This window comes from Aminobacter sp. P4_H6_2 (assembly GCF_056400805.1).
Map to the genome: position 1 here is coordinate 1 of NZ_JBFUKO010000017.1, position 26,572 is coordinate 26,572.

Genomic DNA, 26,572 nt, shown 5'->3' on the forward strand with positions numbered 1-26,572 from the left:
ATCGCGTCCCATTCGTCGTCGGGCATCGACCAGGCGAAATTCTGGTCACCCGATGCGACGAAGTCCTCGTAGTCGATGGCGCCGATGCGTTCGCCCTTGGGGTAGGGGGCATCTGCGGGGTATTCGGGATCATCATAGTCGACCACCAGCGGCTTCACCGTGGCCAGCGCCAGCGCCTCCTTTACCACGCTTGAGAATTCGCGATCGACGATCAGAAGTTTTGTCTCCGCATGGTCGAGCTGGAAGGCAATGATCGCCGCATCGAGCCGCGTGTTGAGGGAATGAAGCACGCCCTTGGTCATCGGCACACCGAAATGCGCTTCCAACATCGGCGGCGTGTTGGACAGCATCACCGTTACCGTGTCGCCCTTGCCGATGCCTTGCTTGGCCAGTGCTGAGGCAAGCTTCAGTGAACGCTGCCACCATTGAAGATAGCTTGTGCGCTGGCTGCCGTGGATGATGGCCAATTGGTCGGGAAAGGTCTTGGCCGCGCGTTCGAGAAAGCTCAGCGGCGTCAGCGGCTGGTGATTGGCTGGGTTCTTGTCGAGGTGTTCCTCGTATTTTCCCATGACGTTTTCTCCCTTGTCGCTGCGAATCTAGTTCGCCCGAGCCCGGTCATCCTCACAGAAAGTCGACCACACCATCATAGAGCAATTTCAGCGCCACGATTGCCACCGTGGCGTAGGTGAAGGGGTAGAAGATCTCCGGCCGCATCCGCCTGACGAGCCAGGCTCCGGCGAGTGTCGCCAAGGGCGCTAGCGGCATCAGAGCCAGCGAGGCGGCGAGGTTGGCTGTGCCGAACTGGCCAAGCGCGAAGTAGGGCACCAGCTTGATGGCGTTTGTCACGGCAAAGAAGATGACGCTTGTGCCGGTGAGCACCTTTGGGTCCATCCTGAGCGGCAGCGTGTAGACCTGGAAGGGCGGGCCGCCGACATGGGCGACGAAGCTGGTGAAGCCGGCAATCGAGCCCCAGAAGGCGGCGGCGATGCGGTTCGGCTCGGCCTTGTGGTCGGCGCCGTGGCGGATGCTGGTGTAGAGCCAGCGCGCCACGAACGCGAAGGCGATGGCGCCGACGATGAAACGTACATTGTCGGCTGTCACCACCGATGCCGTCAGCCAGCCGATGCCGATGCCGATGATCGACCCCGGCAGCATTTGCCAGAGGATCGTGCGGTCAAAGACGCCGCGCCACGTCCACAGCGACACCACGTCCATCAAGATGAGAATCGGCAGCAGGATCGCCGCCGCCTGCACCGGCGAGATCACCAGCGCCATCAGCGGCACGCCGACAAACCCGACCGCACCGCCAAAGCCGCCCTTCGACAGGCCGACGAGAATCACCGCCGGCACGGCGGCGGCGTAAAACCATGGATCAAGCAGAAGCGAAGTCATGGGCGACCTTTCTCCCCGGAGATAGCTGGATCGCTGGATGTTGGCGAGTGCCGCGCCAATCTTTTGATATGCTTGGGCAGTGCCGCGCGTCCTGTTCAACGGCGGCACTTTGTTCTATGCCCCAATGCAAACATGATCGCCTTGCATAGGCGTCAAGCACCCGGATCGAAGAACATGAACGCAAACAAGCCGCCCAAACGCTGCCGCATCGTGCTGATCGCGCCGCCTACGGTTTCGYCCGGGGATGTCGAGGCGGCTTTGTCCGGCGGCGACGTCGCTTCACTCATCCTTCCGGGCGAGGGCGTCGATGAAGCCTCGTTCCAGAGCTTTGCCGAAAAGGTAGCCGTCGCCGCACGCGCGGCCGGCGTGGCCGTGGTCGTTGCTGGTGACACCCGCGTTGCCGGCCGCGTCCAGGCCGACGGCATTCATATCGAAGGCAAGAAGGCGGAGCTGGCCGAAGCCGTCGAACACTACCAGGAGCGCATGATGGTCGGCGTCGGCGGCGCCAAGACGCGCGACGATGCGCTCGAACTTGGCGAGGAGCGGCCCGATTACATCTTCTTTGGTCGCTTCGGTTACGACAACAAGCCTGAGCCGCATTCGCGCAACCTTTCGCTTGGCCAGTGGTGGGCCGAGATGATCGAGATTCCCTGCATCGTCATGGCCGGCTCCGACATCGCTTCAGTGCAGGCGGTTGCGGAAACAGGCGTCGAGTTTGTTGCCTTATCGTCGGCGGTGTTCGGCGAAGGCATCGACCCGCGCGAGGCGGTGGCCCGCGCCAATGCGCTGCTCGACGAAACCGCGCCGCGCTTCGAGGAGTAGCCATCAATGAATCGTTCGCGCTTTCTCGCCGCTTTGCTGTGCCTGGGCTTTGGGCTCGAGCCCGCGATTGCTGTCGAGAGCGCACCGATTCCGCCGTCCGACCATGGTGCGGTTCCTTCGCTCGGCAAGGTGATCGACCCCATCGATCCCAACCGCTTCGGCCCAGCGCCCATGCCGCTGGACAGGACGCCCGCGCCACTGCCAGCGCCTGTTGCCGCTCCGGCGCCGGCGGGAGCCCCCGATCTCGGTGCCAATCCGGCAGCCAAGGCGCCTGATGGCATCGACCCAAATCGTTTTGGCGGCAAGCCTTCCGATGAGGCATATGGCGCGTTCCAGCGTGGCCTCTACATGACGGCCTACAATCTGGCGCTGCCGCGCGCCGAGGCTGGCGATGCTGCCGCGCAGACCCTGGTGGCCGAAATCCTGTCGCGGGGCCTGGGCGTGGCGCGCAATGATGGCGAAGCGGCCAAATGGTACGAGCGCGCCGCCGAGCAAGGCGTTGCCGAAGCGCAGTTCCAGTATGCGTTGTTGCTGCTCGACGGGCGTTATGTCACCCGCGACGACAAGGCTGCCAGCGCCCTGATGCAGTCGGCGGCGGAAGCCGGCAACCGCCTCGCCCAGTTCAATTACGCCCAGATGCTGGTGCAGCGCGAGCCGGGGGGCAAGGGCCTGGAAAAGGCAGTTCCCTATTATGAACGGGCGGCGGCGACAGGGCTTGCGGATGCGCAATATGCCATGGCCGAGGTCTATGCCAACGGCGTTGGCGGCAAGCGCCGCGACGACAAGCAGGCACGCCTGCTGCTCGTGCGCGCCGCAAGGCAGAACTATGACTCGGCCCAGTTCGACCTCGGGCTTTGGATGGCCGACGGGCGCGGCGGCGAGCGTGATCTGAAGTCGGCTTTCGGCTGGATGAAGCTCGCGGCTGATGGCGGCAATGTTGCCGCCCAGAACCGTCTCGCTAAATTTTACATGGGCGGCATCGGCGTCGATCCCGATTCCATTCTCGCCGCGGCCTGGTACATCAATGCTCGGCGCGCCGGGCTTAATGATCCGGAGATGGACGACTTCTTGCGCGGCCTGACCGATGTCGAGATGAAACAGGCGCTGGAGCGCGCAAACCGCATTCGCTGATATCGCGAAAATCGCGACTTCTCTTGCCTAAAAAGCCGTTTTGTGGTCTTGGAGGCGCCGATAGCGCCCCTTCCGGCGCAAACCTCTCTTCCGGAACCCAACCATGGCCAAGATCAACGGCAACGAAATCCGTCCCGGCAACGTCATCGAGCATGACGGCGGCCTCTGGGTGGCGGTCAGGACCAATCACGTCAAGCCCGGCAAGGGCGGTGCATACAATCAGGTCGAACTGAAGAACCTCATCAACGGCACCAAGCTCAACGAGCGTTTCCGCTCGGCCGRGACGGTCGAAAAGGTCCGCCTCGAGCAGAAGGACTTCTCGTTCCTCTACGAGCAGGGCGATGCGCTGGTGTTCATGGACACTGCCAGCTACGAACAGCTCGAGCTGCTCAAGGATTTCGTCGGCGATCGCGCCGCGTTCCTTCAGGACGGCATGATGGTCACGGTCGAGCTTTATGACGAGCGTCCGATCGGTATCGCGCTGCCCGACCAGGTGACGCTGACGATCAGCGAAGCCGATCCGGTGGTGAAGGGGCAGACGGCTGCTTCGTCCTACAAGCCGGCAGTTTTGGAAAACGGCGTCCGCGTGCTTGTGCCGCCCTTTATTTCTTCGGGCGAGCGCATCATTGTCGACACCAACGAGCTCACCTACGTCCGCCGCGCGGACTGAGCACGGCAACGGAAAGTTCTAGATCATGGCGCGTTCAGCGATCCTAAATGTTATGGTGCAGGCCGCTATGAAGGCCGGCCGCTCGCTGTCTCGCGACTTCGGCGAAGTGCAAAACCTGCAAGTCTCGCTGAAAGGCCCGGGCGACTATGTCAGCCAGGCCGACCGCAAGGCCGAGGACATTTTGTTTGCCGAGCTGTCGAAGGGGCGCGCCGGCTACGGCTTCCTGATGGAAGAGCGCGGCGTTGTCCCCGGCGAGGACGACCAGCACCGCTGGATCGTCGATCCGCTCGACGGCACCACCAACTTCCTGCACGGCATTCCGGTGTTTTCGATCTCGATCGCGCTGGAACGTCAGGGCCAGATCGTCGCCGCGGTCATCTACAACCCGGCGATGGACGAGCTCTACACCGCCGAGCGCGGTGGTGGCGCCTTCCTCAACGATCGCCGCCTGCGCGTTTCCGGCCGCACCAAGCTGTCGGATGCCGTCATCGGCTGCGGCATGCCGCATCTCGGTCGCGGTCATCACGGCAACTTCCTGCTCGAACTGCGCAACGTCATGGGCGAAGTCGCGGGCATCCGCCGTCTCGGCTCGGCCGCACTCGATCTTGCTTACGTCGCTGCCGGACGCATGGACGGTTTCTGGGAAACCGCGCTGTCGCCTTGGGACGTCGCTGCCGGCATCCTTCTGGTGCGTGAAGCCGGCGGCTTTGTCTCCGACGACAAGGGCGGCCAGGACATGCTCGATGGCGGCTCGATTGTAGCCGGCAACGAAACCATCCACCGCGCGCTCATCAAGACGCTGAAGCGGCCGGTTACGCCGCGCTGATCCGCCGCGTCGCAGGCTTCTTGCCTTCGTTCCGTGCTGCTGCCCATATTAAGGGCCGCGCAGGGACGGATCATGACGGACAATCACCGCAAGCCTGAGATTGCTGTGCCCTTTGTCGGGCGCTTCACCCATTCGCGTGCGGAACTCATTGCCGACGGCATCGTCCATGCGATTGGCATCGTGCTTGCCGTCGCCGCCGGATCGGTGCTGCTGGCGATCTCCGCCTCCCACACCGCCACCGGCGAATATCTCGCCGCAGTGGTCTTCGTGGTGGCGCTGCTCACCGTGCTGTCGGTGTCGTGCGTCTACAATCTGTGGCCGATCTCGCCGGCAAAATGGGTGCTGCGCCGCTTCGACCATGCCGGCATCTACCTGCTGATCGCCGCGACCTACACGCCGTTCCTCGTCCAGCTAGACGATCGTGTCACTGCAAGCTTGATGGCCGGAATCGTCTGGTCGGCGGCCATCGCCGGCATGGCGATCAAGCTCTTCTTGCCCGGACGGCTCGACCGGCTGGCGATCGCCTTTTATCTCGCAATGGGCTGGAGCGGGGTCGTCATCCTGCGCCCGCTGATCGCCACCTTGCCATCCGCCACGCTGTGGCTGCTGTTTGCCGGCGGCATGGTCTATTCCTGCGGCGTGGTCTTCTACACTTGGCAGCGGCTGCGCTTCCAAAGTGCCGTCTGGCATAGCTTCGTCATCACCGGCGCTGGGTTGCATGTCGCGGCGATGATCGACCTCCTTGTGGTGGCGCGGCTCTGATTGCAACGCGATCGAAGGGGCGGGGCGCGCAAGCGTCTTTCATTTTCGTCACATTTCCGCTTACAGTCGTAGTCCACTAACGCATCGCGCCGAAACTTCCCAAAAGTGCGGCGCGTAGACTTCAAAGCGATGGAATCACCCATGCGCGTCCGAACGGATACGCGGGCTCCAATTGCAGGGAACTAGAACCGGGGCGCCGATGGCATTGTTGAAATCTCTCGGGGTGGGCAAAGGCTCCGATGTGCTGAACTACGATCCGCACCGCCTGTCCTCTCCGCAGGTGTTCCTGCTGACGATGATCATCTTCCTGGCGATTGTCGCCTTCATCGCGGCGATCCTGACGCGTCAGATCTCCAGCGCTTTCGTCACCAATCCCGGGCTCAATGGCCTGATCATCGGCGTGCTTGTCATCGGTATCGGGCTCGCCTTTGTCCAGGTCGGCCGCCTGTTCCGCGAAGTGCGCTGGGTCAACTCCTTCCGCGCCGGCTCCGAAGCCACGCACCCGGTGCTGCTCGCGCCGATGAAGGCGATGCTTGGCCGTTCCTCGGCGATGGCGCTGTCAACCAACTCGATGCGGACGATGCTCGATTCCATCGCCACCCGTCTCGACGAAAGCCGCGATGTCTCGCGTTATCTCGTTGGCCTGCTGGTCTTCCTTGGCCTGCTTGGCACCTTCTGGGGCCTGCTGGGGACCATCGGTTCGATCGGCGAAACCATCCAGTCGCTCGATCCCGGCACGGGCGACGCCTCTGCCGTGCTCGAATCGCTGAAGGCTGGCCTTGCAGCACCTCTGCAAGGCATGGGCACGGCGTTCTCGTCGTCGCTGTTCGGCCTCTCCGGCTCCTTGGTGCTCGRCTTCCTCGACCTCCAGGCCGGGCGCGCCCAGACGCGTTTTTACACCGAGTTGGAAAACTGGCTCTCCAGCGTGACCGACCTATCCTCCGACATGGTCGTAGCTGATGCCAAGAACGACTCTTCCGACGAAATCCGCGTGCTGTCCGAGCGCTTGCGCAACATGCAGGAGCACGGCGGGTCGAACCCGCGCGTTGCCGCTGCCATGGCCAATCTGGCCGACGGCATCTCCGGCCTGGTCAAGAACATGCGCTCCGAGCAGCAGATCATGCGCGACTGGGTCGAGGCGCAGTCGGACGAGCAAAAGGCGATGCGCATTACGCTGGAAAAGATCGCCGACGCCCTGAAGAAGGAAGGGGTGCACTAAGGTGGCATTGGCGCGCGGGCGGCGCGGCGACCGCCGCATCGACTATTGGCCCGGTTTCGTCGACGCTTTGTCGACGCTGCTTTTGGCCATCATGTTCCTTCTCTCGGTCTTCGTGCTGGCGCAGTTTCTGCTCAGCCGCGAAATCTCGGGCAAGGACCAGGTGCTGACCCGGCTCAATTCGCAGATCAATGAGTTGACCCAGCTTTTGGCGCTCGAACGCTCCAACACCCAGGACACCGAGGATGCGCTCGCCAATCTGCAGGCGTCCCTGTCGGCTGCCGAGAGCGAGAAAAGCCGGCTTGAGCAATTGCTCTCCCAAGGCTCGGGCGCCGGTGCCGAGGCCAACGCGCGCATTGGTTCGCTGACCGGAGAGCTCGAAGGTGAGCGCCAGATCAGCCAGCGCGCACTCAGCCAGGTCGAGTTGCTCAACCAGCAGATCTCGGCCCTGCGCCGGCAGATCGGCGCGCTCGAAGACGCGCTCAACGCTTCAGAGACCCGCGACAAGGAATCCAATACCAAGATCGCCGATCTCGGGCGCCGCCTGAACGTCGCATTGGCCCAGCGCGTGCAGGAACTCAACCGTTACCGTTCCGACTTCTTCGGCCGCCTGCGCGAGATCCTGTCCGACCGCGAAAACATCCGCATTGTCGGCGATCGTTTCGTGTTCCAGTCGGAAGTCTTGTTTCCGACCGGCTCCGAGCAGATCAACGAGGCCGGCAAGGGCGAGATGAAAAAACTCGCCGACGCCATCTTGGAGCTGCAGAAGGAAATCCCGCCGGAGATCAACTGGGTGCTGCGTGTCGATGGTCACACCGACAACATCCCGCTGTCCGGCACGGGCCGCTATCGCGACAATTGGGAGCTGTCTTCGGCGCGCTCGACCTCGGTGGTCAAGTTCCTGATCGAAAACGGCGTTCCGGCCAACCGTCTCGTCGCAGCTGGCTTTGGCGAGTTCCAGCCGCTTGACGAAAGCGACACCGCCGAGGCACGTTCCAAGAACCGCCGTATCGAACTCAAGCTCACGGAACGGTGAATCAAGATTTCGTGAACGAATTGGCCATTTGTACATAGGGCATCGGCTCGATGTTTCCAGCCCTGACTGGGGTAGATCGAGTAAACTCCAAAATTACTTTTTCTTAATTTTGCTCCGGCCTCCGCCAGATCTATAATCCGGGTTCAAGTCCGGGAAACGCCGATGACGGCCTCCCACCACGACTCGACGCTTCTTGACGGACAGCTAGCGCTGTGGCGGTTCGCCGCCCGGCATTTTCAGGAGTCGCAACAATGCGCTCTATGGCATTTACAGCGATTTTAGCTGCAGTCCTCGTTTCCGCTCCTATGGCCACCGCATTCGCGCGCGGTGGACACGATCACGCCGGCGGTGGTCACGAACGGTCGCATTCGCGTGAAGCATCACAGAGCCTGGGCGAAAACGACAATACCGGGTCGCAACTGCCGATCTCCGGCCAGCCGCGCTCGGCTTGCATGCCGGGGCATGCTGCCTGGTATTGTGCGCCGACGTCGCGGTGATCTGCCGGGTTTCGGCCTGCGCCGAAACCCATAACAACAAGGTGCTGATCAAAAGCTGTATCTGTATATGAACCAATTGGAGGGGGCTGCCATTGTGGTAGTCTCCTCCTTGTCGTTCGGGCACTTGATGGCGATGCCTGAAGACTTCCAGGGCAGCACTGGTCACTCGCGCCAACAACCGCCGCATCGATATCAAGCTCACCTCACGCCAGATCAAGATTTCGTGTGAAACGTGCCTGCCCCATGTGTGGCTGGTTTGTGGCCAGTGTGCCGCAATCGTGGTCCTTGTGGCGGATCCAAAAATTATTTTTTCTTAATTATGCTTCGTTCGGAGCGTGACCTAGACTCCAGATGCAGTCCGAGAAACGCCGGCGATGGCCTCCCACCGTGACTCGACGTTTCTAGACGGATCGCAATGCTGGGGCGAAAGCCGCCCCACAGTTCTAGGAGACGCAAGACATGCGCTCTATGATGTTCAAGGCGGCGCTTGCCGCACTCCTCATCTCCGCTCCGATGGCCTCCGCCCTTGCAAGGGACCATGAGATGGGGCCCCAGACTCAAGGTTCCCCTAGTGGCGGTGATGTCACGGGTTCGCAATTGCCAATTTCAGGACAGCCACAGGTCCACCCGGTTGGCGTTATCCTCACCGAACTGCGCAATGACGACGCCCGCATTGCCAACGATCGGCATATGAAGCGGATCAGCACAGCCGAGGCGCGCCAACTCAGGGGCGAGGACGCAGCGATACGCCGAACTGCCGTGAGCGACGCAGGCTATGGCGGCATGTTGTCTGCAGGTACGTACAGTCAGCTTCAGTCGGAGGTCTCCAGCCTCGATGGCCAGATCAGCCACGACGCCGGCCGCTGACAACCAGTGAATTTCCAAGCCTTGCGCCCTCGGAGCGATCCGGGGGCGCACTTTTTGCGTCGGCTACCAGCCAAGCCAAAGTGCGCGCAACTTGCCGTCCCCGCAAGGGCTGGTCCATTCGAACTGTCTTGCGATTGTGACCGGATTGGTATCCTCTCGCCGCGATTTTGAGACAGAGGAATCACCATGTCCTTCGCAAAGCTCGACGAACTCGGCCGCAAGCTCGAAGCGCTGGAACACGCGCTTGCCATTTTGGGTGCCGACGAGGCGACGCACATGGCTGTTGGAGGTGGCGCCAAGCGCGCGGAGGCGCTTTCGGCACTCGCCGGCATGCACCACCGCCAGGCCACCGCGCCCGAGATCGCCGACTGGATCGATGCCGCCGAGACGGAGGCACTGAACGAAGAACAGGTTTTCGCCCTGCGCGAATTCCGCCGCCAATACACCAACATGACCTGTCTGCCGTCGGAGTTCGTCGAACGCCAGACCTCCGCCCGGCTTCGCTCGGAACAGCTGTGGCGCGACCTGCGCGCCAAGAACGACTGGGCTGGTTACCAGCCGGCGCTCGAAGGCATCGTGGCGCTTGTCCGCGAGGAAGCGGCCCTGCGTTCCGAAGCGCTTGGCCTCGCCCCCTACGACGCGCTGATGGAGCAATATGATCCGGGCAACCGCACTGCGGATATCACGCCTGTTTTCACCGACCTCAAGGCCTTCCTGAAAGACTTCGTGCCCGAAGCATTGGCCGTCCAGGCAGAGCGTCAGGCGAAAACCCCGGTGCGCGCATTGTCCGGCATCTACGCCATCGAGCGCCAGCGCGAACTTGGGCTTGCCATGATGGGCGCTGTCGGTTTCGACCTGACGCGCGGCAGCCTGTCGGTGTCGCACCACCCCTTCTGCGGCGGCGTGCCGTCCGACGTGCGCATCACCACGCGCTACAAGACCTCCGATTTCCTGTCCGCGCTGATGGGGGTGCTGCACGAGACCGGCCATGCGCTTTACGAGCAGAACCTGCCCGAGGCCTGGTCACACTGGCCGCTTGGCAAGGCGCGTGGCATGGCCGTGCATGAGAGCCAGAGCCTGTTCGTCGAAAAGCAGCTTGGCCGCAATCCGTCCTTCTGGCGCTGGGCGCTGCCCTTGGTCGAACAGCACCTTGGCGAGCGCTGGTCGATGGACGAAATCCTGCCGCATGTGCACCATGTCGAGCGCGGCCTGATCCGCGTCGACGCCGACGAGGTCACTTATCCGCTGCATGTCATCCTGCGCTACGAGCTGGAGCAGGAGCTTGTCTCGGGCCGCCTGTCGGTGTCGGACCTGCCCGAGGCATGGGATGCCAAGATGCGCGAATATCTTGGCCTGTCGACCATCGACAACCCGGCCGACGGCCCGATGCAGGACGTGCACTGGCCAAGTGCCGCCTTCGGCTATTTCCCGTCCTATACACTGGGCGCGATGATGGCGGCCCAGCAATGGGCAGCACTGAGCAAGGCGCATCCTTTGGTCGACGATGAGATCGCGCGCGGCCATTTCGAGACGGTCAACAACTGGCGCCGCGACAACATCTGGTCGCAGGCATCGCTGTGGTCGACGCCCGAACTGCTCGAACGCGCCACCGGCGAAAAGCTCAATGCAGTGCATTTCACCACGCATCTGAAGAAGCGCTACGGGGCCTGATTGATCCTCCTCGCCGGTTCGCTGCGGACAAGCTGCCCCTTACCCTTGCCCTTCCCCATGAGGGACGGGGAGAGAGCGTTAGCGTTGCGGCAGTGTCTCTTCTCCCCGTCATTCACGGCGAGAAGGTGTCGACAGGCGGATGAGGGGCGCACAAGATCCTTGATCCCCAGAACGGCCCGCTGATCGCCGTCCGCCTCAACGTGCGGACAGGCAAGACCTTGGGCGGCTGGGCGCCGATGACGAACCCGTCCCCGGCCTCTATGCGTCGGGCGAGGTCGCCGGCTTCGGCGGCGGTGGCTATCACGGCTACAACGCGCTCGAAGACGCATTCCTCGGCGGCTGCATCTTCTCCGACCGCAGCGCCGGCAGGCACGTGGCGCGGTAGTCCAGCTACCCCTGGCTGCAGCGGTGCATCGGCGGCCGTAGCGTCTCGTGCCATTGACCGTGCGTGGCCGCTTGTGGTGCCGAGGCACCGTGTGCCGTTTCTCGGCCATGCCGTGTCGAACTACGCCACCTGCCGTATTTTCATTACCGTTTGCGCAATCTAAAAATTCGGCCGCCATCTGCCAAGCAGGCTGCGCCGGCATTGTAAGCGACGCGGCGGCGGGAGCTGGATGATGCTGTGGGTTCAATGGGCACTGTGACAGTTTGCCGGCACAGCGAGCAATGGGGCATCATGCGATTCATAATTAAGGTACTTCTCGCAACGACGGCCCTTTCAACCGCTTGTGAGATTGAACGTTTCCCGATATCGGCGCAGCGGCGGATGTCGGGATGGCGCGGCATTGGGCGCGCCGGCGTGCTGCTTGCGCGAGCGACGGCGGGCGCGAACAAAGCGGCGCTGGCCAGCATGCCGGTGCTAGTCATACTGATCGGCACGCTGTCTGCCGCTCAGGCGGGTGGCCCCATTACCAGCGGCGGCGGTGCGGGCGGCGGCGGTCCGGACTGGCCCGGTGCGGTAGTCCTCGGCGGCGCAGGCGGTGTCGGTGGCGGCGGCGGTGGCGCCGGCGCCAGTTCATCCGCTCACCCCGGACACGCGGGCGGGGCCGGTGGCGATGGCGGTCTGCCCGGCCAGGACAGCGGCGTTGCCAATAACGGTACTCCTGGAAAAGGTGGTGCTGCTGGCGGCCGCGGCAACCCATGGGAGGGTGGCGGCGGCGGCGGTTCGGCACCGCTTAATTCGTCGTCGGGACCAGGTACTGGCGGTACTGGCGGGGCGGGCGGATCAGGCAATTACTGGCCGTCCAATTGGCAGCAGTATCCGGGTCTCTCTTCCTGGGGCGGAGCCGGGGAAAATGGCCAATCCGGCGATGTTTCCTGGGGCTGGGGTAGCGGCGGGGGCGGCGGCGGGGCCGGTGTCTATTTGTCCGGCGCGTCAACATTTTCGCTGCCCCGGTATCTTGTCACTGGCGGCAAGGGAGGAGAATTCGGTTTCGGCGGCGGCGGCGGTGGCGTCGGTCTTGTCCTCCAGTATTTCTCGGACATCTTCAACAATGACGGTGCCATCATCGAAGGCGGTGCCGGCGGGGCAGGTGGCTACGGCGGCGGCGGTGGCGCCGGCCTCTTCCTTGTTGACGGAGGCAGCCTCACCAATCGCAGCGGCTCGATTACCGGCGGGCAGGGTGGCGTTGCGATCGTGTTTACAACGGATCCAGGTGCCGGTGGCGCTGGTGGCGCAGGTGTGCTCGCCAATGGGGGAAGGCACCTCAATCAGGCCATGATCGTTGGAGGGGCTGGTGCCGAAGGCCCCAGCCGCGGTGGCGACGGTGGCGCCGGCATCCGCATGTATGGCGCTCCGGGCTGGGACAGGGACGTTGCAATCGCTAACGAGGCCAGCGGTACGATCACCGGCGGTGATGGTGGCAAGTCGGATTACTTAGGCACCTTCACCAAAGGCGGCGGCGCCGGTGGCGACGGTATCGTCTTCGAGAACAATCCAGGCTCTGCCCAGATCAGCAATTCCGGCACCATCACAGGTGGCAATGGCGGGGTCTATGGAATGGATGCCGGTACCACGAGCCAATGGCATGGCGCCGGGGGCGTGGGCGTACGCATTACAGCCAATGACCTGTGGCTGAGCAATTCCGGCACGATTTCGGGCGGCCTCAACGGCGATGGTACGACCCGCGCCAACGCAGTCGAACTGACAGGCAACAACAACACACTCGTCATCTTCAGCGGTTCCATCTTCAACGGCAACGTTGTGGCTCAGGGCACCGGCAACGGCTTTCTCCTCAACGGTTCGGATTCCGCCATATTCGACCTCTCCCGTATCGGCCCGTCCGGCCCGTTCCAGGGTTTCGAGCGTTTCGAGAAGGGCGGTAGCGGCACCTGGACATTGAGCGGCATCGGAACACAGGACTGGACGGTGGGTGGCGGCACGCTGCGGGCCGGCAACGCAGGCGCCTTTGGCGTCAGCCGCGCATATACCGTCAATGGCGGAATACTCGACCTGAATGGCTACAACCTCATCATGTCGGCGCTGTCGGGTAGCGGCGGCACAGTGGATATGGGGGCGGTTGGTCTTACCGTCGATCAGAACGCCAATACCAGCTATCGGGGCACGCTGACCGGCGCGGGCGGTCTGACCAAGACCGGCACCGGCACGCTAACGCTATCGGGCGTCAACACCTACGCCGGCGGCACCAAGATCGAAGCTGGCACTGTCAATGTTGCCGCAACCGGTGCGCTAGGCAGCGGACAGGTGACCGTCGGCCCATCCAGTGCGGGGAATCTTACTACACTGAATTTTGCGAACGGCACCAGCGCCGGCTCGCTTCATTTTACCGCCGCCTCGAGCAATGACCCCAACGTCGGTGATGGCGGTTCCATCCGGTTTTTGGCGGGTAGTACCGCGTCGACCGCGACAATCAATGTCAATTGGTACGCTTCCGTCGAATTCGCAGGTGCCACCGCCGGGTCATCTACCATCACAAACGCCTCGGGCAAGGTGGCCTTTTCCCAGGATGCCACTGCTGGTCAGGCCGTTATCACCAACAGCGGCGACGGTGGCACGGTTTTCGAATCCAACGGCTCGGCCGGGCGGGCCAACATCACCAACGAAGCAGGTACCAACACGACCTTCCAGGACGACGCGACGGCGGACCAGGCCACGATCGTCAACAATCGCGGCGACACCATCTTCCGCAATGCAAGCCGCGCCGGACAGGCCAGAATCATCAACAATTCAAGCGGGCGCGTGTTGTTTCGCCACACCGCAACCGCCGACACCGCGTCGATCACCAACAATTCACGAGGCCTCGTTGACATATCGCGCCTCACCGCCTCGGGGCTGTCGATCGGTTCACTTCAGGGCGCCGGCGATGTCTTGCTTGGTTCAAAGCAGCTGACTCTTGGCGGTCTGAGCGGCAGCCAGTTGATCGAGGGTATGATACAGGACGGAGGTGACGGCGGCGGCACCGGCGGCAAGCTGGTCAAGACCGGCACCGGCACATTGACCCTTTCCGGTACCAGCACCTACACAGGCGGCACGAGCGTCGAGGCCGGCACGCTGGTCGTTGGCGTCGGCGGCGTTGGTTCGATCCTCGGCCCGGTCGAGGTCAAGTCGGGCGCCCGGCTCGGCGGCACCGGTGCCATCGGCGGCAATGTCACGGTCAATGCCGGTGCCACTCATGGCGCCGGCAATTCTGTCGGCACCCAGACGATCAACGGCAACTATGCCAATCACGGCGTGTTCGAGGTCGAGGCGACGCCATCAGGCACCGACAGGCTCAACGTCAACGGCACCGTCGACATTTCGGGGGCTGCGCTCAACCTGCTGTTGTCGCCGCCCACCAGCGCCGCATGGAACGTGCTCAACGGCCCCTTCGTGCTGATCGCCAATGACGGCACGGAGGCGGTAGCCGGCACCTTCGCCTCCGTTGGTGACCTCAACAAGCTGGTCTTCCTCGACCACCACATCAATTACACCGGTGGCGACGGCAACGACGTGACGTTGTCGCTAAGCCGCAACGACATTTCGGTCGGCGATGTCGGCCAAAGCCGCAACCAGATTGCATCAGGCTCGGCGGTGGACGGCCTCGCCCTGAACAATCCGATCCGCGCCGCCTTGATCCTGTCGACCGGCGAAAACCAGGTGCGGGCTGCACTCAACGCGCTCTCCGGCGAGGTCCATGCCTCGCTTTCGGGCAGCTTCATCGAGGCCAGCGGCCAGCTGCGCGATGTCGCCTCCAACCGCATCTGCTCGGCATTCGGTGATGTTGCAGCATCGTCGCTACCAGTCATGGCCTATGGCGAAGGCGGTGCCGAATTCGTCGCCGCCGACAGCGACCGCTTCGTCGCCTGGGGCCAGGCGCTCGGCAACTGGCGTTCGGTCGACGGTGACGGCAACGCCGCCGGTTTCGAGCAGAACACCGGTGGCATGCTTGCCGGTGGCGATACTTTCGTTGGCGACGGCTTAAGGCTCGGCTTGCTCGCCGGTTACAGCCGCACCAGTTTCGACGCCGACGGTCGCGCCTCGTCCGGTTCGAGCGACAACTTCCATCTCGGTGCTTATGGCGGTCGCGACTGGGGTGCGCTTGGCCTGCGTGCCGGGGTTGCCTACAGCTGGCACGCCGTTGAAACCAGCCGCAACGTGTCGTTCCCCGGCCTGAGCGAAACACTGAATGCCGATTACGACGCCGGCACCGCGCAGGCCTTTGTCGAGGCGGGCTACCGGGTCGAAAAGGGCCGGCTCGCCTTCGAGCCGTTCGCCGGCCTCGCTTACGTAAGCACCTCGACCGACGCATTTTCCGAGACGGGCGGAGCAGCAGCCCTTTCAAGCGCACACACGAGTTTCAATGCCACCACCACGACGCTCGGCCTGCGTGCTGCAACCGACGTCAGCCTTGGTGACACCACCGCCGCTGTCCGCGGTGGGCTGGGCTGGCGCCACGCCTTCGGCGACGTCAACCCGAGCAGCATTGTTGCCTTTGCCGGCAGCGACAGCTTCGCCGTCTACGGCACGCCGATCGCCCGCAATGCCCTGCTGCTCGAAGCCGGGTTCGACGTCGCGATCTCGCCCAAGGCCAGCCTTGGCCTGAGCTACACCGGCCAGATCGCCAACAGCGCGCAGGAACATGGCGTCAACGCCGGCCTGGTGGTGAAGTTCTAGGCTTGTACTCTGGCGATTGACGATGCCGGCCATTTTGCCGAATGTGCCGGTTCTTTGACGTCACTTTTGCCGCGAGTTGCTTTGATGAACATGCCAGTTGCTCAATACCGCACCGTTCCGCTGCCCGACTACCAGGAAATACCGGTCGAGGAGATGCGTGCCGGCGCGCAGTCGTTCTACGACGAGATCAGGACGCGCCACACCGTGCGTGATTTCTCGACGCGGCCGGTGCCGCGCGATATCATCGAGACCTGCATCATGGCTGCCGGCACGGCGCCCAACGGCGCCAACCACCAGCCCTGGCACTTCGCCGTCATCGGCGACGGCGATATCAAGCGCCGGATCCGCGAGGCGGCGGAGGTCGAGGAACGCGCCTTCTACGAGGGCCGTGCCGGCGAGGAATGGCTCAAGGCCCTGGCGCCGCTCGGAACCGATGCGTCAAAACCGTTCCTGGAAGAGGCGCCGTGGCTGATCTGCGTCTTCGGTGAGCGCAAGAGCCGTTCGGCGGATGGTGTGACGCGCAAGAACTACTACGTGCCGGAATCGGTCAGCATCGCCACCGGCTTCCTGATCGCGGCACTGCACCGCGCCGGTCTCGCCACGCTTACGCACACGCCCAATCCGATGAGCTTCCTCAACGAGATCTGCGGCCGCGACCCGCACGACAAGCCCTACATCCTGATGGTTGTTGGCTACCCCAAGGAAGGTGCCACGATTCCCGTGCACGCCATGGACAAGCGCCCGCTGTCGGAGATCGCGACGTTTTTGTGAGGGCTGGCCAGCCTACTCCGCGGCGCCCTTGAAGGCGTCGGCGCCGGCGTCGAACTGCAGCTTGGCCAGGCGCGCATAGATGCCGCCCTTGGCGACAAGGCTCTGGTGCGTGCCTTCCTCGACGATCGCGCCGCCGTCCATGACCAGGATGCGGTCGGCCTTGAGCACGGTCGCCAGCCTATGCGCGATCACGATCGTGGTGCGGCCCTGCATCAGGTGCTCGAGCGCGATCTGCACTTGTCTTTCGCTGTCGGCGTCGAGCGCGGAGGTCGCTTCATCGAGCAGCAGGATCGGCGCGTCGCGCAAGATGGCGCGCGCGATGGCGATGCGCTGGCGCTGGCCGCCGGACAGCGTCACGCCGCGTTCGCCGACTTGCGTTTCGTAGCCGTCCTGTAGCTTTTCGATGAAGCCGTCGGCAAGGGCTGCCTTGGCCGCGGCCTCGATCTTGGCGCGAGATGCGCCGGGCCGGCCAAAGCCGATGTTTTCTGCCGCCGTACTGGCGAATATGGTGACGTCTTGCGGCACGATCGCGATGCGGTCGCGCACGGCTTGCGGATCGGCCTTCTGGAGGTCGACGCCGTCGATCAGGACCGCGCCGGCCTCGGGATCGTAGAACCGCAGCAACAGCGAGAAGACGGTGCTCTTGCCCGCTCCTGACGGGCCGACGATGGCCACCGTCTCGCCTGGCTTTACCGTGAAGCTCAGACCGTGCACCGCGGCCCGGTCGGGCCGGACAGGGTAGGAGAAGGTCACGTCGCGGAATTCGATCGCGCCACTGCTTTTGGCCGGCAGGGCGACCGGCGAGGCCGGTGCGGCGACAGTCGGCTTTTCAGCCAGGATCTCGGTGATGCGTTCGGCGGCACCGGCAGCCGAACTCAAATCACCCCAGACTTCCGACAGGCTGCCCATGGCGCCGGCTGCGAACACCGAATAGAGCAGGAACTGGCCGAGCGTGCCTGGCGACAATGTGCCTTCGAGTACGTCGCGCGAGCCGAACCACAGCACCGCCACGACCGAAGCGAAAATGATGAAGATCGCAAAAAAGGTCAGCACCGCGCGCGCCAGCACCGAGGAGCGGGCGGCGGCGAAGGCCGTCTCGACAGCGGCGGCAAACTTACCCGTGACCAGTCTTTCATTGGTGAAGGCCTGAAGCGTGCGGATCGCTCCGATCTGCTCGCTGGCGAAGGCTGTGGCGTCGGCAAGCGTATCCTGCGCTGCGCGCGACTTGCGCCGCACCGAGCGCCCGAAGGCGACCAGGGGCACCACGACCAGCGGGATGGCGGCAATCACAAGGCTGGACAGCTTGGGGCTCGTTACCACCATCATGGTGAGCGCGCCCAGGCACAATATGAGGTTGCGCAGCGCGACTGATGCCGTGGCACCTACGGCCGACTTGATCTGGGTGGTGTCGGCGGTGAGCCGCGAGACGATCTCGCCCGACATCGCCGTGTCGAAGAAGGCGGGAGACAGCGAGGTGACATGGGAAAAGACGTCGCGGCGGATGTCGGAGACGACGCGCTCGCCCAGCGTGATGACGAAATAGTAGCGGCAGGCCGAGGCCAGTGCGAGCAAGGCGGCAATCCCCACCAGCATGGCGAAATATTTGGCGATGAAGTTCGAATCGGCGCTGGAGAAGCCGTGATCGATCATCCGGCGCACGGCGATCGGCAGCGTCAGCGTGGTGACGGCGGCGGCCACCAGCGAAATGATCGCGCCAACCACCAGCCTGGGATAGCGGTAGAGATAGGGCGAGAGCCGGCTCAGCGGGCGCAGCGAACGCCGGCGCTCTTGGGTTGCGGCCGTTGTGGTGTTCGCCATCGTGTTTCCTTCTCGGTCGCGGCCCATTTGCCGGCTGCGCGGCCTTGTGATTCGAAATCGGCTGATGTATAGGCACGCCGACCGTTTCTGAAGCCGTGGCCTATCTAGCCGTGGCTTCGAATTTTCGAAAGAGGCGCATCGCCGCAGGATACCTGCGCAAGCCGCGCCATGACAGCAGGAACAGAGCGATGAAAGCCTCCATCCATCCCGACTACCACGCCATCAAGATCGTCATGACCGATGGCACCGACTACATGACCCGCTCCACCTGGGGCAAGGAAGGCGATACGATGAACCTCGATATCGATCCGTCCACGCACCCGGCCTGGACCGGCGGCCACCACAACCTGCTCGATCGCGGCGGCCGTCTGTCGAAGTTCAAGAAGCGCTACGAAGGCCTCGGCATCTAAGCCGACCCGTTTCGCTTGTTATCAAGAACCCGCCCTTGTGGCGGGTTTTTTGTTGCTTGAAGCAGGGCGCTTTTGCTGCCCCTCATCCCCCTGCCGGGACCTTCTCCCCGTGAGGGACGGGGAGAAGGGACTCTGCCGCGACGTTGACGCCCCCCTCTCCCCGTCATTACGGGGAGAGGGTAAGGGTGAGGGGCTGTCTCACGGTAGCAGGCGACCTACAGCGCTTCGATCTCCCGCAGCGCCATGCGCTTGTAGTCGGCCACCAGATCGTCGCCCTCCGCGCGCTCGACCGAAATGGCCAGCCGCATGGTGGCTTCGCCCAATGACATGATCAAAAAGGCCTTGCGCTCGACGTCTGCCGCATCCGCCTGCGGCCTAACGCGTAGCCAGGCCTCAGCCAAAAGCGCACCGTTGGCGCGGCTGTCGCGGAGGTCGATGTCGCGCAGTGCCTTGTCGGCCTGGGTGCCCGACCAGATGTCGCGCATGACAGGCTCGGCGAGAAAGATGCCGTAATAGGTATCGATCAGCGCGCCGAAGGCGGCGATGAGCCCCAGCGTGTCGTGGGGACCAGCAAGGCCTTCGGCGATACAGGCGCGGCCCTCGGCATTGTAGCGCTCGGCCAGGGTGCGGATGATCGCGCCCTTGTCGGGAAAATACTGGTAGAGCGAACCGATCGACACCCCGGCGCGTTCGGCCACTTCGCCCATCCGCATCGCATCGCTGCCGCCCTCCGAGATYAGCGCGCTCGCCGCCTCGAGCATGCGTTCGACGCGTTCCTGGCTGCGCTTTTGGCTCGGCGCACGGCGCAGGGCTTTGTTCTCTTCCACGATTTCCATGGCATCCGGCCCGCAACGATTCTGCTTGACGGTCATAATATGAGGGTTTATCACATTTGCAAATGTGAGTAATGCTCATATTTGTGAAGGAGGCCAAAGTGACAGTTGCCGAACACACCACGAAGCCTATTCTCATTCTTGGCGGTACCGGCAAGACCGGACGGCGCATCRCCGAGCAGCTCGTGGTACGGGGGCTTCCCGTCCGCATCGGCTCGCGCAGTGCCATCCCTTCCTTCGACTGGGAGAACCGCGCGAGCTGGGCATCGGCGCTCAAGGGCGTCGGCGCCGTCTATATCTCCTACTATCCCGACCTTGCGGCGCCGGGTGCCGCTGAAGCCATCGGTGCCTTCGCCGACCTCGCCGTCGGCATGGGCGTGAAGCGGCTGGTTCTTCTGTCCGGCCGCGGCGAACCCGAGGCACAGCGCGCGGAAGAAAGGGTCAGGCAATCCGGCGCTGACTGGACTGTGTTGCGCTGCAGTTGGTTCATGCAGAATTTCAGTGAGGGTTTCATGCTCGACGCCCTGCTGGCTGGGGAGGTCGCCTTGCCGGTGGGTCCGGTTGGCGAGCCCTTCGTCGATGCCGACGACATCGCCGACGCCGCAGTCGCTGCCTTCGCCGATGACCGCCACATCGGCCAGCTCTACGAACTCACAGGACCGCGTCTGCTGACCTTCGGCGATGCGATTGCCGAGATCGCCAAGGCGAGCGGCCGCGACATCCGCTTTATCAAGGTGACGCCCGAGCAGTTCGCGGCAAACCTTGCCGACCAGCAGCTGCCGCCTGATCTTATCGAGCTGCTGATGATGCTGTTCACCGAGGTGTTGGACGGCCGCAACGCGCATCTGTCAAATGGCGTGCAACAGGCACTCGGTCGGCCCGCGCGCGACTTCCGCGACTTTGCCAGGGCCGTCGCAGCATCGGGCGTGTTGGGAGGCGCACAATGATCGCGCTGCTGTTCACCGCGCTCGTCTTTGTCGCAGCCCTTGGCGGTGGCATCGCGGCTGGCCTGTTCTTCATCTTCTCCAACACCATCATGGCGTCCTTTGCCCCGCTGCCCGCCGCCCAAGGCATCGCCGCCATGCAGCAGATCAACGTCACCATCATCAATCCGCTGTTCATGGCGGTGTTCATGGGGCTCGCAGTCCTGTCGTTGGTGCTCGCCGCCAAGGCGATCTTCGGCTGGAGCGAGACGGGCTCGGCATGGCTGCTCATCGGCAGCGTCGCCTATCTCATAGGCTGCTTCCTGGTGACGGTGGTCTTCAATGTGCCGCTCAATGACGCGCTCGCCGCGGTTGATCCCGCAAGCGCCGATGGAGCCGCGATGTGGGCGCGCTATCTCAAGGAGTGGCTGCCTTGGAACCACGTGCGTGCGGTCGCCTGCCTCGTGTCGCTGGCGTCGTTCGTCATGGCCTTCCGCGCTGCATAGCCAAAAGGCCAGGATGACCCGGCCTTTGCTGTTTCAAGCCTGGCGCTTCCAGCGCGCCACCGCGTGCTCGATCAACCGGCCGACGAGATCGGGGTAGGAAACGCCCGAGGCCGCCATCGTCTTCGGATACATGCTGATGTTGGTGAAGCCGGGGATGGTGTTGACCTCGTTGACCAGCGCCGAGCCATCCGCCTTCACGAAGAAGTCGACGCGCGCCATGCTTTCGCAGCCGAGTGCCAGGAAGGCGCGGCGGGCGACCTCCTGCAGCTTGGCCGTGGCCGGCTCGGGCAGTTCCGCCGGGATGCGCAGGGCCGCCCCGTCGGCATCGATGTACTTGGCCTCGTAGGTGTAGAAGCCGTGGCTCGCCGCCGGCGCGATCTCGCCCGGCACGGAAACGGAGAGCTGGCCGTCGGGCGCCTCGAGCACGGCGAACTCGACCTCGCGGCCGGCAACGAACTCCTCGATCAGCACCTTGCGGTCATACTTGAAGGCCTCCGCCAGCGCCTTGTCCAACTGCTCCGCCGTCTCCGCCTTGCTGACGCCGACGGATGAGCCTTGCCGCGCCGGCTTGACGAAAACAGGCAGTCCGAGCTCGGCCTTGATGGCGTCGAAAGTGGGCCGGTCACCGAAATGCACGGTCACGCCGCGAGCCACCGGCACCCCGGCTTGGTTCATCAGCCGCTTGGCCACGTCCTTGTCCATGGCGTTGGCAGAGCCGAGCACGCCGGAGCCGACATAAGGAATGTCGGCCACCTCGGCGAGACCTTGCACCGCGCCATCCTCGCCGAACGGGCCATGCAGCACCGGAAACAGCACATCGGCCCTGGGCAGTTCGAACGGCGTTTCGCCGGCGGGCAGGGCGATCAGCCGTCCCTTGCCGCCCGGCACCAGCACCACCTCGGTGCCATCGGCGGGCACGGTCTTGGGCAGCGCGCCGTCGTGGTCGAGTTCGGCCAGGAACCAGCGCCCGTCGCGGGATATGCCGATGGGCACGACCTCGTATCTGGAGGCGTCGATAGCCTTGACGACGTTGCTTGCCGACATGAGCGAGACGTCGTGCTCGGAGGAGCGTCCGCCGAAAAGAACTGCGATGCGTGGTCTTGTTGTCATGGATGCTTTCCGCTCTGCCGCTGGTATGCGCCATGTCGCGGCGCGATGTTCTGCTTGCTCAGCAATTCGAACTTATCTGTGGCGCCGTTTCAGGGTTTAGGCGGCTTTTGCGGCACTCAGCCATTGTCCTTGGATTTGTGGCCCTTGCGGTCGGAATGGCCGAGGTCGCGCTCGGGGTCGATCACGTCGCGCACCAGCTGCTTGAGTTGGGCTGCGTCGGGAAAGCCGCCGTCGCGCTTGCGGTCCCAGATCAGCTTGTCGTTGCAGGTCACCGTGAAGATGCCGCCAGTGCCCGGCACCAGTGCCACCTCGCCAAGCTCGGCCCCGAAGGTCGACAACAGCTCCTGCGCCATCCAGCCGGCGCGCAGAAGCCACATGCATTGGGTGCAGTAGGTGATGCGGATCTGGGGGAGGGTCATCTGGTCCTCAATACGCTCGTTCCAGCGATGCGGTCATAGATCGGATCGCGCTTCTTGGAAACCGAAACGATGATCCAGATGAACCATGCGATCTCGATCGTGAAGGCGACAATGAATGCTAGCCAGAAGGCATCGCCGGACATCGCGTTCAGTGGGTCGTCGCTGAGAAACAGTATCTTGATCATCACGAGGAATGCCGGGATCGTTCCAATCCACATCGCCAATTGCCTGGTGATCGCCTTGCGCAGCGGGATGCCGATTTGAGAGGGCGCGGCGGTGTCGATGGTCCTCATTCCAAGGATGCGCTTGCCGACCGTCGCGCCGCGCCGCCATTCAATCAAGACGAGGTAGATCAGCAGCGCCAACATGGCCACCCAGGTCATATCGAACGGGGACGTTGGCTTGCCATCGGCGTCAAGCGCGTATGTCAGGAACCGGCCGGTTGTTGTATTGCCCTCTTCAACAACCGTGCCGACCGACAGTGCGCGCGACGTCTCGAAGCCGAAAAGGCTGCTGCGGCATTCGGTGATCGAATTGGTGCTTGCCGGGGGAGGTGGCTGCAAGCCTTCGGGCAGATGGTCGACCGTCGCGCAGATCCTCGTGGTGATGCCGAAATTGCCCTGCACCGTGCCATGCGTCTGCGCGAACAAGACTGCCGTCAGGATTTGCAGCGGAAGCAATATGATGATCGCATCGACCAGCAACGCGCCAACACGCCGCCAGAAACCCGCTCGCGCTGGAGCGCTCTCAATACTTGTCATCCGGATGGTCTCCCCTCACCGAAAATGAGGCTTAACGATCCAAATCTGAAACGCAATTGGCGCCCTTCGGCTATCTCCGAAAGGCGCCAATTATATTGTTGGTTACGCCGCGCTGAGCTTGGCCAACGTTGCTTCGTCGACTTCAAAATTGGCGTAGACGTTCTGCACGTCGTCGTCGTCTTCGAGCGTGCCGACCAGCTTCATCAGCGACTGGGCGCGCTCTTCGTCGACCGGAATGTTGTTCTGCGGCTTCCAGATGATCTTCACTGACTCGGCATCGCCGAGCGAGCTTTCGAGCGCCTTGGAGACTTCGCCGAGGTTTTCGAAAGCGCAGGTGATGGTGTGGCCGTCCTCGTCCGACTGCACGTCGTCGGCGCCGGCTTCGATCGCCGCGTCCATGACCTTGTCGGCGTTGCCTGCCTTGGCGGCATAAACGATCTCGCCGACGCGGTCCCACATGAACGACACCGAGCCGGTTTCGCCCATCGCACCGCCGGCCTTGGTGAAGGCGGCGCGCACGTTGGAGGCGGTGCGGTTGCGGTTGTCGGTCAGTGCTTCGACGATCAGGGCTACGCCACCGGGGCCATAACCTTCGTAGCGCACTTCTTCGTAGTTCTCGGCATCGCCCATCGAGGCCTTGGAGATGGCGCGCGCGATGTTGTCTTTGGGCATCGACACGGCCTTGGCGTTCTGGACGGCCAGGCGCAGGCGCGGGTTCATCGTCGGGTCGGGGGCGCCGGTCTTTGCGGCAACGGTGATTTCGCGCGCGAGCTTTGAGAACATCTTGGACCGCACCGCGTCCTGGCGGCCCTTGCGGTGCATGATGTTCTTGAACTGTGAATGGCCGGCCATGGGACCCCTGTGTCGCTTCGGCAGTGTTGGAATGGGCCGCGTTATAGATAAATCGGCTCAATACGTCCAGCGTTTGGCCTTTGCCGAATGCGCGAAATCGTGACTCAACCCTGCTGCGCCAATCAAGAACCCTCCCGCAACGACGCCGCGGCGGGAGGGCAAGACGTTATGCGGCGATACGCAGCGAAAGCTCGTTGATGGTCGTGTGGCCGCGGAAGCCCCCAGTCGAGGTCGCCGGCGTCTCGTCTTCGATGGCATGGGCAAAGATCACGGCCGGGTCGGCTTCGAGCTTGGCCATATGCTGGTGCAGGCGTGGATACTCCTTGGCGAGATCGAACAGGCCAAGGTCCTCGCCCCAGCGTGCGATGCCGATGAAATAGGCGTCGGCCACCGTCTTGTGGTCGCCGACCAGCCATTCGCGGCCTTCGAGCACGGATTGCAGATAGGCATAGTCGTTGGCGGCCTTTTCGCGCGCCATCTTGCGCAGCAGCTCGCGGCCAGCCTTGTCGTTCTTGTCGAGCTTGAAGGCATTCCAGGCATAGCCGAGATCGGAGTGAAACGAGGTGTGCAGGTATGATAGCATCCAGTTCAGCTGATCGAATTCCTTGCTGCCCTGGGCGAAGCCAAGCCCCTTGTCGAGGCCGCGCGCGGCGATGTGGTGCAGGATCGCCAGGCTTTCGCTAAGCCCGCCGCCGTAGCCCAAGAGCAGAGCCGGCGTCTGTCCGAGCGGGCTTGCCTTGGCAAAGGCGCCGCCCGGCTTGTCGGCCAGCATGTCGATGCGGTGCAGGCGGTAGGGCTGGCCGAGCCATTCGAGCGCCACGATCGAGCCGAACGAGCAGCCATGCGGCACGCCGTAGAAGAGTACAGGTTCCATGTCTTGTCCTTTGAGATCGGACCGCGAAACATTTCGCGGCATGGCACGAAACCTATGCATTGCATTTGCGCTAACAAGTACATACAATTTTGTAAGGTACTGACTTCAAAGTAAGAATTAGGGATTCCCATGGCAAAGACGCAGCCGGAAAGTTGCGGCCTCGGCCCGGCCTTCCAGGTCATTGGCGGCAAATGGAAGGCGCTGATCCTGTGGTTGGTCCACACCGAGCCGCGCCGCTTCGGCGAGTTGAAGCGGCTTGTGCCCGACATCAGCGAAAAGATGCTGATACAGCAATTGCGCGAGATGGAGGCCGACGGGCTGGTTCATCGCGAGGTGTTCCCCCAGGTGCCGCCGCGGGTCGAATATTCAGCAACCGAACTTGGCATCTCGCTCGACAATGCACTTGGGCCGCTCGCGAATTGGGGCAAGGAGCACGGCGCTGCCATCGAGGCGCGCAAGGCGAGTGCCGCCTGACCTGATACACTTGGCGCTTCCCTCGGGGAGGCCCAAGCTTTCACCCCTCGAGGTCGAGCTTCAGCCGGTCGAGAATGCTCATCGCATGAGTGGCGTATTCGCTGATCCAGCGGTCGTGGACCTGCTTGATCGGCAGTGAATTGAGATGGTTCCAGCGTTCGCGGCCTTCGCGCCTGGCGACCACCAGATCGGCTTCTTCCAAAACCTTCAGATGCTGCATCACCGTGCAGCGGTCCATGTCGGGAAAGGCGTCGCACAGCATGCCTGTGGTCTGCGGCGCGTCCTTCATGCGGTCGAGCAATTCGCGCCTGCGCTGGTGGGCGAGGGCCTTGAAAACGCGGTCGTCTTTCGCTTCGCTTGACATGTTATAAAAATATAACATATGGTTCAAACATGCAAGCAGGAGGATCAAAAATGTCTGTTGGATTCAGGGTTTCCGGCCGCATCGGCAAGCCGGTGGCCGAGGTTTTCGACGCGGTGGTCAATCCCACCAAGCTCAGCGGCTATTTCACCACGCTGGGCGGGGCCAGCGCACCCTTGGTCGCTGGTACCACCGTCACCTGGTGGGGCTCCGTGCCGGTCGAAGTCGACGAGGTCGTGCCCGAGCGTCGCATCGTCTTGCGCTGGGACGGCAGCGGCCCCACCGTCAAGCCGGCCTACAAGACCCGCATTGAAATGAACTTCGAGCCGCTCGACGATGGCGGCACCTTCGTCACCATCGCCGAGGAGGGCTGGCGCGAGGACGCGGCCGGCCGAAAGTCGTCCTACGGCAATTGCGAGGGCTGGTCGCAGATGCTCTCGGCCATGAAGGCCTATGT

General features: G+C 63.3%; 26 protein-coding genes and 1 pseudogene. 17 read left to right on the plus strand and 10 right to left on the minus strand.

Annotated elements, in window-relative coordinates; translation table 11 throughout:
• Together AC1DUU_RS02845 and AC1DUU_RS02850 are read right to left on the minus strand one after the other, a co-directional pair.
• A partial coding sequence (locus AC1DUU_RS02845; protein ID WP_476781902.1) for an AMP-binding protein occupies positions 1 to 569 on the minus strand: 569 nt, incomplete at its 3' end.
• A 52-nt stretch (positions 570 to 621) separates the two neighbouring features.
• Positions 622 to 1,392 (minus strand): sulfite exporter TauE/SafE family protein, encoded by a 771-nt coding sequence (locus AC1DUU_RS02850; protein ID WP_476781903.1) that lies wholly within the window; start codon positions 1,390 to 1,392, stop codon positions 622 to 624.
• Positions 1,393 to 1,566: 174 nt separating this feature from the next.
• Between AC1DUU_RS02850 and AC1DUU_RS02855 the strand changes: the two genes are divergently transcribed.
• The 12 genes and pseudogenes from AC1DUU_RS02855 to AC1DUU_RS02910 all read left to right on the plus strand — a co-directional run bounded on the left by AC1DUU_RS02855 (position 1,567) and on the right by AC1DUU_RS02910 (position 16,774).
• Positions 1,567 to 2,214, plus strand: coding sequence for a thiamine phosphate synthase (locus AC1DUU_RS02855; RefSeq protein ID WP_476781904.1), 648 nt, complete (start codon positions 1,567 to 1,569; stop codon positions 2,212 to 2,214).
• Between the two features lie 6 nt (positions 2,215 to 2,220).
• A complete protein-coding gene (locus AC1DUU_RS02860) occupies positions 2,221 to 3,345 on the plus strand; it encodes a tetratricopeptide repeat protein (RefSeq protein WP_476781905.1) in 1,125 nt (374 codons plus the stop codon).
• Between the two features lie 103 nt (positions 3,346 to 3,448).
• Positions 3,449 to 4,015 carry an elongation factor P gene (gene efp / locus AC1DUU_RS02865; protein ID WP_476781906.1) on the plus strand — a complete coding sequence of 189 codons (567 nt, stop codon included), beginning with the start codon at positions 3,449 to 3,451 and terminating at the stop codon, positions 4,013 to 4,015.
• 25 nt (positions 4,016 to 4,040) lie between these two features.
• Complete coding sequence (locus AC1DUU_RS02870) at positions 4,041 to 4,841, plus strand: inositol monophosphatase family protein (protein ID WP_476781907.1); 801 nt, start codon at positions 4,041 to 4,043, stop codon at positions 4,839 to 4,841.
• Between the two features lie 72 nt (positions 4,842 to 4,913).
• Positions 4,914 to 5,603, plus strand: coding sequence for a PAQR family membrane homeostasis protein TrhA (trhA, locus tag AC1DUU_RS02875; protein ID WP_476781908.1), 690 nt, complete (start codon positions 4,914 to 4,916; stop codon positions 5,601 to 5,603).
• 199 nt (positions 5,604 to 5,802) lie between these two features.
• Positions 5,803 to 6,822, plus strand: coding sequence for a MotA/TolQ/ExbB proton channel family protein (locus tag AC1DUU_RS02880; protein ID WP_476781909.1), 1,020 nt, complete (start codon positions 5,803 to 5,805; stop codon positions 6,820 to 6,822).
• Position 6,823: 1 nt separating this feature from the next.
• The gene (locus AC1DUU_RS02885) at positions 6,824 to 7,855 is read left to right on the plus strand and encodes a peptidoglycan -binding protein (protein ID WP_476781910.1); all 1,032 of its coding nucleotides are present in this window, start codon (positions 6,824 to 6,826) and stop codon (positions 7,853 to 7,855) included.
• 956 nt (positions 7,856 to 8,811) lie between these two features.
• On the plus strand, positions 8,812 to 9,219 hold the full coding sequence (locus AC1DUU_RS02890; protein ID WP_476781911.1) for a hypothetical protein: 408 nt from the start codon (positions 8,812 to 8,814) through the stop codon (positions 9,217 to 9,219).
• 186 nt (positions 9,220 to 9,405) lie between these two features.
• A complete protein-coding gene (locus AC1DUU_RS02895) occupies positions 9,406 to 10,890 on the plus strand; it encodes a carboxypeptidase M32 (RefSeq protein ID WP_476781912.1) in 1,485 nt (494 codons plus the stop codon).
• Between the two features lie 149 nt (positions 10,891 to 11,039).
• Positions 11,040 to 11,275, plus strand: a pseudogene (locus tag AC1DUU_RS02900) (FAD-binding protein); the annotation flags it as partial.
• A gap of 381 nt (positions 11,276 to 11,656) precedes the next feature.
• Positions 11,657 to 16,003: an autotransporter domain-containing protein gene (locus AC1DUU_RS02905; protein WP_476781913.1), complete on the plus strand. Its 4,347-nt coding sequence runs from the start codon at positions 11,657 to 11,659 to the stop codon at positions 16,001 to 16,003.
• A gap of 90 nt (positions 16,004 to 16,093) precedes the next feature.
• Entirely contained in the window at positions 16,094 to 16,774 is a 681-nt protein-coding gene (locus AC1DUU_RS02910; RefSeq protein ID WP_476781926.1) for a nitroreductase family protein, read from the plus strand.
• 12 nt (positions 16,775 to 16,786) lie between these two features.
• Here AC1DUU_RS02910 and AC1DUU_RS02915 read toward each other — a convergent pair whose 3' ends face one another.
• Positions 16,787 to 18,592, minus strand: coding sequence for an ABC transporter transmembrane domain-containing protein (locus AC1DUU_RS02915; RefSeq protein ID WP_476781914.1), 1,806 nt, complete (start codon positions 18,590 to 18,592; stop codon positions 16,787 to 16,789).
• 188 nt (positions 18,593 to 18,780) lie between these two features.
• Here AC1DUU_RS02915 and rpmE point away from each other — a divergent pair, with 188 nt between their 5' ends.
• Positions 18,781 to 19,002 carry a 50S ribosomal protein L31 gene (rpmE, locus tag AC1DUU_RS02920; RefSeq protein WP_476781915.1) on the plus strand — a complete coding sequence of 74 codons (222 nt, stop codon included), beginning with the start codon at positions 18,781 to 18,783 and terminating at the stop codon, positions 19,000 to 19,002.
• 215 nt (positions 19,003 to 19,217) lie between these two features.
• Here rpmE and AC1DUU_RS02925 read toward each other — a convergent pair whose 3' ends face one another.
• A complete protein-coding gene (locus AC1DUU_RS02925) occupies positions 19,218 to 19,838 on the minus strand; it encodes a TetR/AcrR family transcriptional regulator (RefSeq protein WP_476781916.1) in 621 nt (206 codons plus the stop codon).
• Positions 19,839 to 19,936: 98 nt separating this feature from the next.
• Here AC1DUU_RS02925 and AC1DUU_RS02930 point away from each other — a divergent pair, with 98 nt between their 5' ends.
• On the plus strand, positions 19,937 to 20,782 hold the full coding sequence (locus AC1DUU_RS02930) for an NAD(P)H-binding protein (RefSeq protein WP_476781917.1): 846 nt from the start codon (positions 19,937 to 19,939) through the stop codon (positions 20,780 to 20,782).
• Positions 20,779 to 21,264 carry an anthrone oxygenase family protein gene (locus AC1DUU_RS02935; protein ID WP_476781918.1) on the plus strand — a complete coding sequence of 162 codons (486 nt, stop codon included), beginning with the start codon at positions 20,779 to 20,781 and terminating at the stop codon, positions 21,262 to 21,264. Before AC1DUU_RS02930 ends, AC1DUU_RS02935 begins: the two co-directional genes overlap by 4 nt.
• Before the next feature lie 33 nt (positions 21,265 to 21,297).
• On the opposite strand, the gene AC1DUU_RS02940 is transcribed toward AC1DUU_RS02935, so the two are convergent.
• From AC1DUU_RS02940 to AC1DUU_RS02960, 5 genes are all read right to left on the minus strand, one after another.
• Positions 21,298 to 22,374: a D-alanine--D-alanine ligase family protein gene (locus AC1DUU_RS02940; protein ID WP_476781919.1), complete on the minus strand. Its 1,077-nt coding sequence runs from the start codon at positions 22,372 to 22,374 to the stop codon at positions 21,298 to 21,300.
• A gap of 116 nt (positions 22,375 to 22,490) precedes the next feature.
• Entirely contained in the window at positions 22,491 to 22,793 is a 303-nt protein-coding gene (locus tag AC1DUU_RS02945; RefSeq protein ID WP_476781920.1) for an Rdx family protein, read from the minus strand.
• Positions 22,790 to 23,554 (minus strand): RDD family protein, encoded by a 765-nt coding sequence (locus AC1DUU_RS02950; protein WP_476781921.1) that lies wholly within the window; start codon positions 23,552 to 23,554, stop codon positions 22,790 to 22,792. The genes AC1DUU_RS02945 and AC1DUU_RS02950 overlap by 4 nt, the downstream gene beginning before the upstream one ends.
• Positions 23,555 to 23,656: 102 nt before the next feature.
• A complete protein-coding gene (locus tag AC1DUU_RS02955) occupies positions 23,657 to 24,406 on the minus strand; it encodes a YebC/PmpR family DNA-binding transcriptional regulator (RefSeq protein WP_476781922.1) in 750 nt (249 codons plus the stop codon).
• Between the two features lie 166 nt (positions 24,407 to 24,572).
• On the minus strand, positions 24,573 to 25,280 hold the full coding sequence (locus AC1DUU_RS02960) for a glutathione S-transferase family protein (RefSeq protein ID WP_476781923.1): 708 nt from the start codon (positions 25,278 to 25,280) through the stop codon (positions 24,573 to 24,575).
• A gap of 129 nt (positions 25,281 to 25,409) precedes the next feature.
• Here AC1DUU_RS02960 and AC1DUU_RS02965 point away from each other — a divergent pair, with 129 nt between their 5' ends.
• On the plus strand, positions 25,410 to 25,754 hold the full coding sequence (locus tag AC1DUU_RS02965; RefSeq protein WP_476781924.1) for a winged helix-turn-helix transcriptional regulator: 345 nt from the start codon (positions 25,410 to 25,412) through the stop codon (positions 25,752 to 25,754).
• A 40-nt stretch (positions 25,755 to 25,794) separates the two neighbouring features.
• Here the strand turns inward: AC1DUU_RS02965 and AC1DUU_RS02970 are convergent, their stop codons facing one another.
• Entirely contained in the window at positions 25,795 to 26,118 is a 324-nt protein-coding gene (locus AC1DUU_RS02970; RefSeq protein WP_476781927.1) for an ArsR/SmtB family transcription factor, read from the minus strand.
• A 50-nt stretch (positions 26,119 to 26,168) separates the two neighbouring features.
• Between AC1DUU_RS02970 and AC1DUU_RS02975 the strand changes: the two genes are divergently transcribed.
• On the plus strand, positions 26,169 to 26,572 hold a 404-nt coding region (locus tag AC1DUU_RS02975; RefSeq protein WP_476781925.1), incomplete at its 3' end, for an SRPBCC domain-containing protein.

What these genes read in the sequence shown, in the direction of transcription:
- AC1DUU_RS02850 (WP_476781903.1), bottom strand. Translation starts at nt 1,392, where the DNA reads ATGACTTCGCTTCTGCTTGATCCATGGTTTTACGCCGCCGCCGTGCCG.
- AC1DUU_RS02860 (WP_476781905.1), top strand. Translation starts at nt 2,221, where the DNA reads ATGAATCGTTCGCGCTTTCTCGCCGCTTTGCTGTGCCTGGGCTTTGGG.
- AC1DUU_RS02870 (WP_476781907.1), top strand. Translation starts at nt 4,041, where the DNA reads ATGGCGCGTTCAGCGATCCTAAATGTTATGGTGCAGGCCGCTATGAAG.
- trhA (WP_476781908.1), top strand. Translation starts at nt 4,914, where the DNA reads ATGACGGACAATCACCGCAAGCCTGAGATTGCTGTGCCCTTTGTCGGG.
- AC1DUU_RS02890 (WP_476781911.1), top strand. Translation starts at nt 8,812, where the DNA reads ATGCGCTCTATGATGTTCAAGGCGGCGCTTGCCGCACTCCTCATCTCC.
- AC1DUU_RS02895 (WP_476781912.1), top strand. Translation starts at nt 9,406, where the DNA reads ATGTCCTTCGCAAAGCTCGACGAACTCGGCCGCAAGCTCGAAGCGCTG.
- AC1DUU_RS02905 (WP_476781913.1), top strand. Translation starts at nt 11,657, where the DNA reads ATGTCGGGATGGCGCGGCATTGGGCGCGCCGGCGTGCTGCTTGCGCGA.
- AC1DUU_RS02910 (WP_476781926.1), top strand. Translation starts at nt 16,094, where the DNA reads ATGCCAGTTGCTCAATACCGCACCGTTCCGCTGCCCGACTACCAGGAA.
- AC1DUU_RS02915 (WP_476781914.1), bottom strand. Translation starts at nt 18,592, where the DNA reads ATGGCGAACACCACAACGGCCGCAACCCAAGAGCGCCGGCGTTCGCTG.
- rpmE (WP_476781915.1), top strand. Translation starts at nt 18,781, where the DNA reads ATGAAAGCCTCCATCCATCCCGACTACCACGCCATCAAGATCGTCATG.
- AC1DUU_RS02935 (WP_476781918.1), top strand. Translation starts at nt 20,779, where the DNA reads ATGATCGCGCTGCTGTTCACCGCGCTCGTCTTTGTCGCAGCCCTTGGC.
- AC1DUU_RS02940 (WP_476781919.1), bottom strand. Translation starts at nt 22,374, where the DNA reads ATGACAACAAGACCACGCATCGCAGTTCTTTTCGGCGGACGCTCCTCC.
- AC1DUU_RS02945 (WP_476781920.1), bottom strand. Translation starts at nt 22,793, where the DNA reads ATGACCCTCCCCCAGATCCGCATCACCTACTGCACCCAATGCATGTGG.
- AC1DUU_RS02950 (WP_476781921.1), bottom strand. Translation starts at nt 23,554, where the DNA reads ATGACAAGTATTGAGAGCGCTCCAGCGCGAGCGGGTTTCTGGCGGCGT.
- AC1DUU_RS02955 (WP_476781922.1), bottom strand. Translation starts at nt 24,406, where the DNA reads ATGGCCGGCCATTCACAGTTCAAGAACATCATGCACCGCAAGGGCCGC.
- AC1DUU_RS02960 (WP_476781923.1), bottom strand. Translation starts at nt 25,280, where the DNA reads ATGGAACCTGTACTCTTCTACGGCGTGCCGCATGGCTGCTCGTTCGGC.
- AC1DUU_RS02965 (WP_476781924.1), top strand. Translation starts at nt 25,410, where the DNA reads ATGGCAAAGACGCAGCCGGAAAGTTGCGGCCTCGGCCCGGCCTTCCAG.
- AC1DUU_RS02970 (WP_476781927.1), bottom strand. Translation starts at nt 26,118, where the DNA reads ATGTCAAGCGAAGCGAAAGACGACCGCGTTTTCAAGGCCCTCGCCCAC.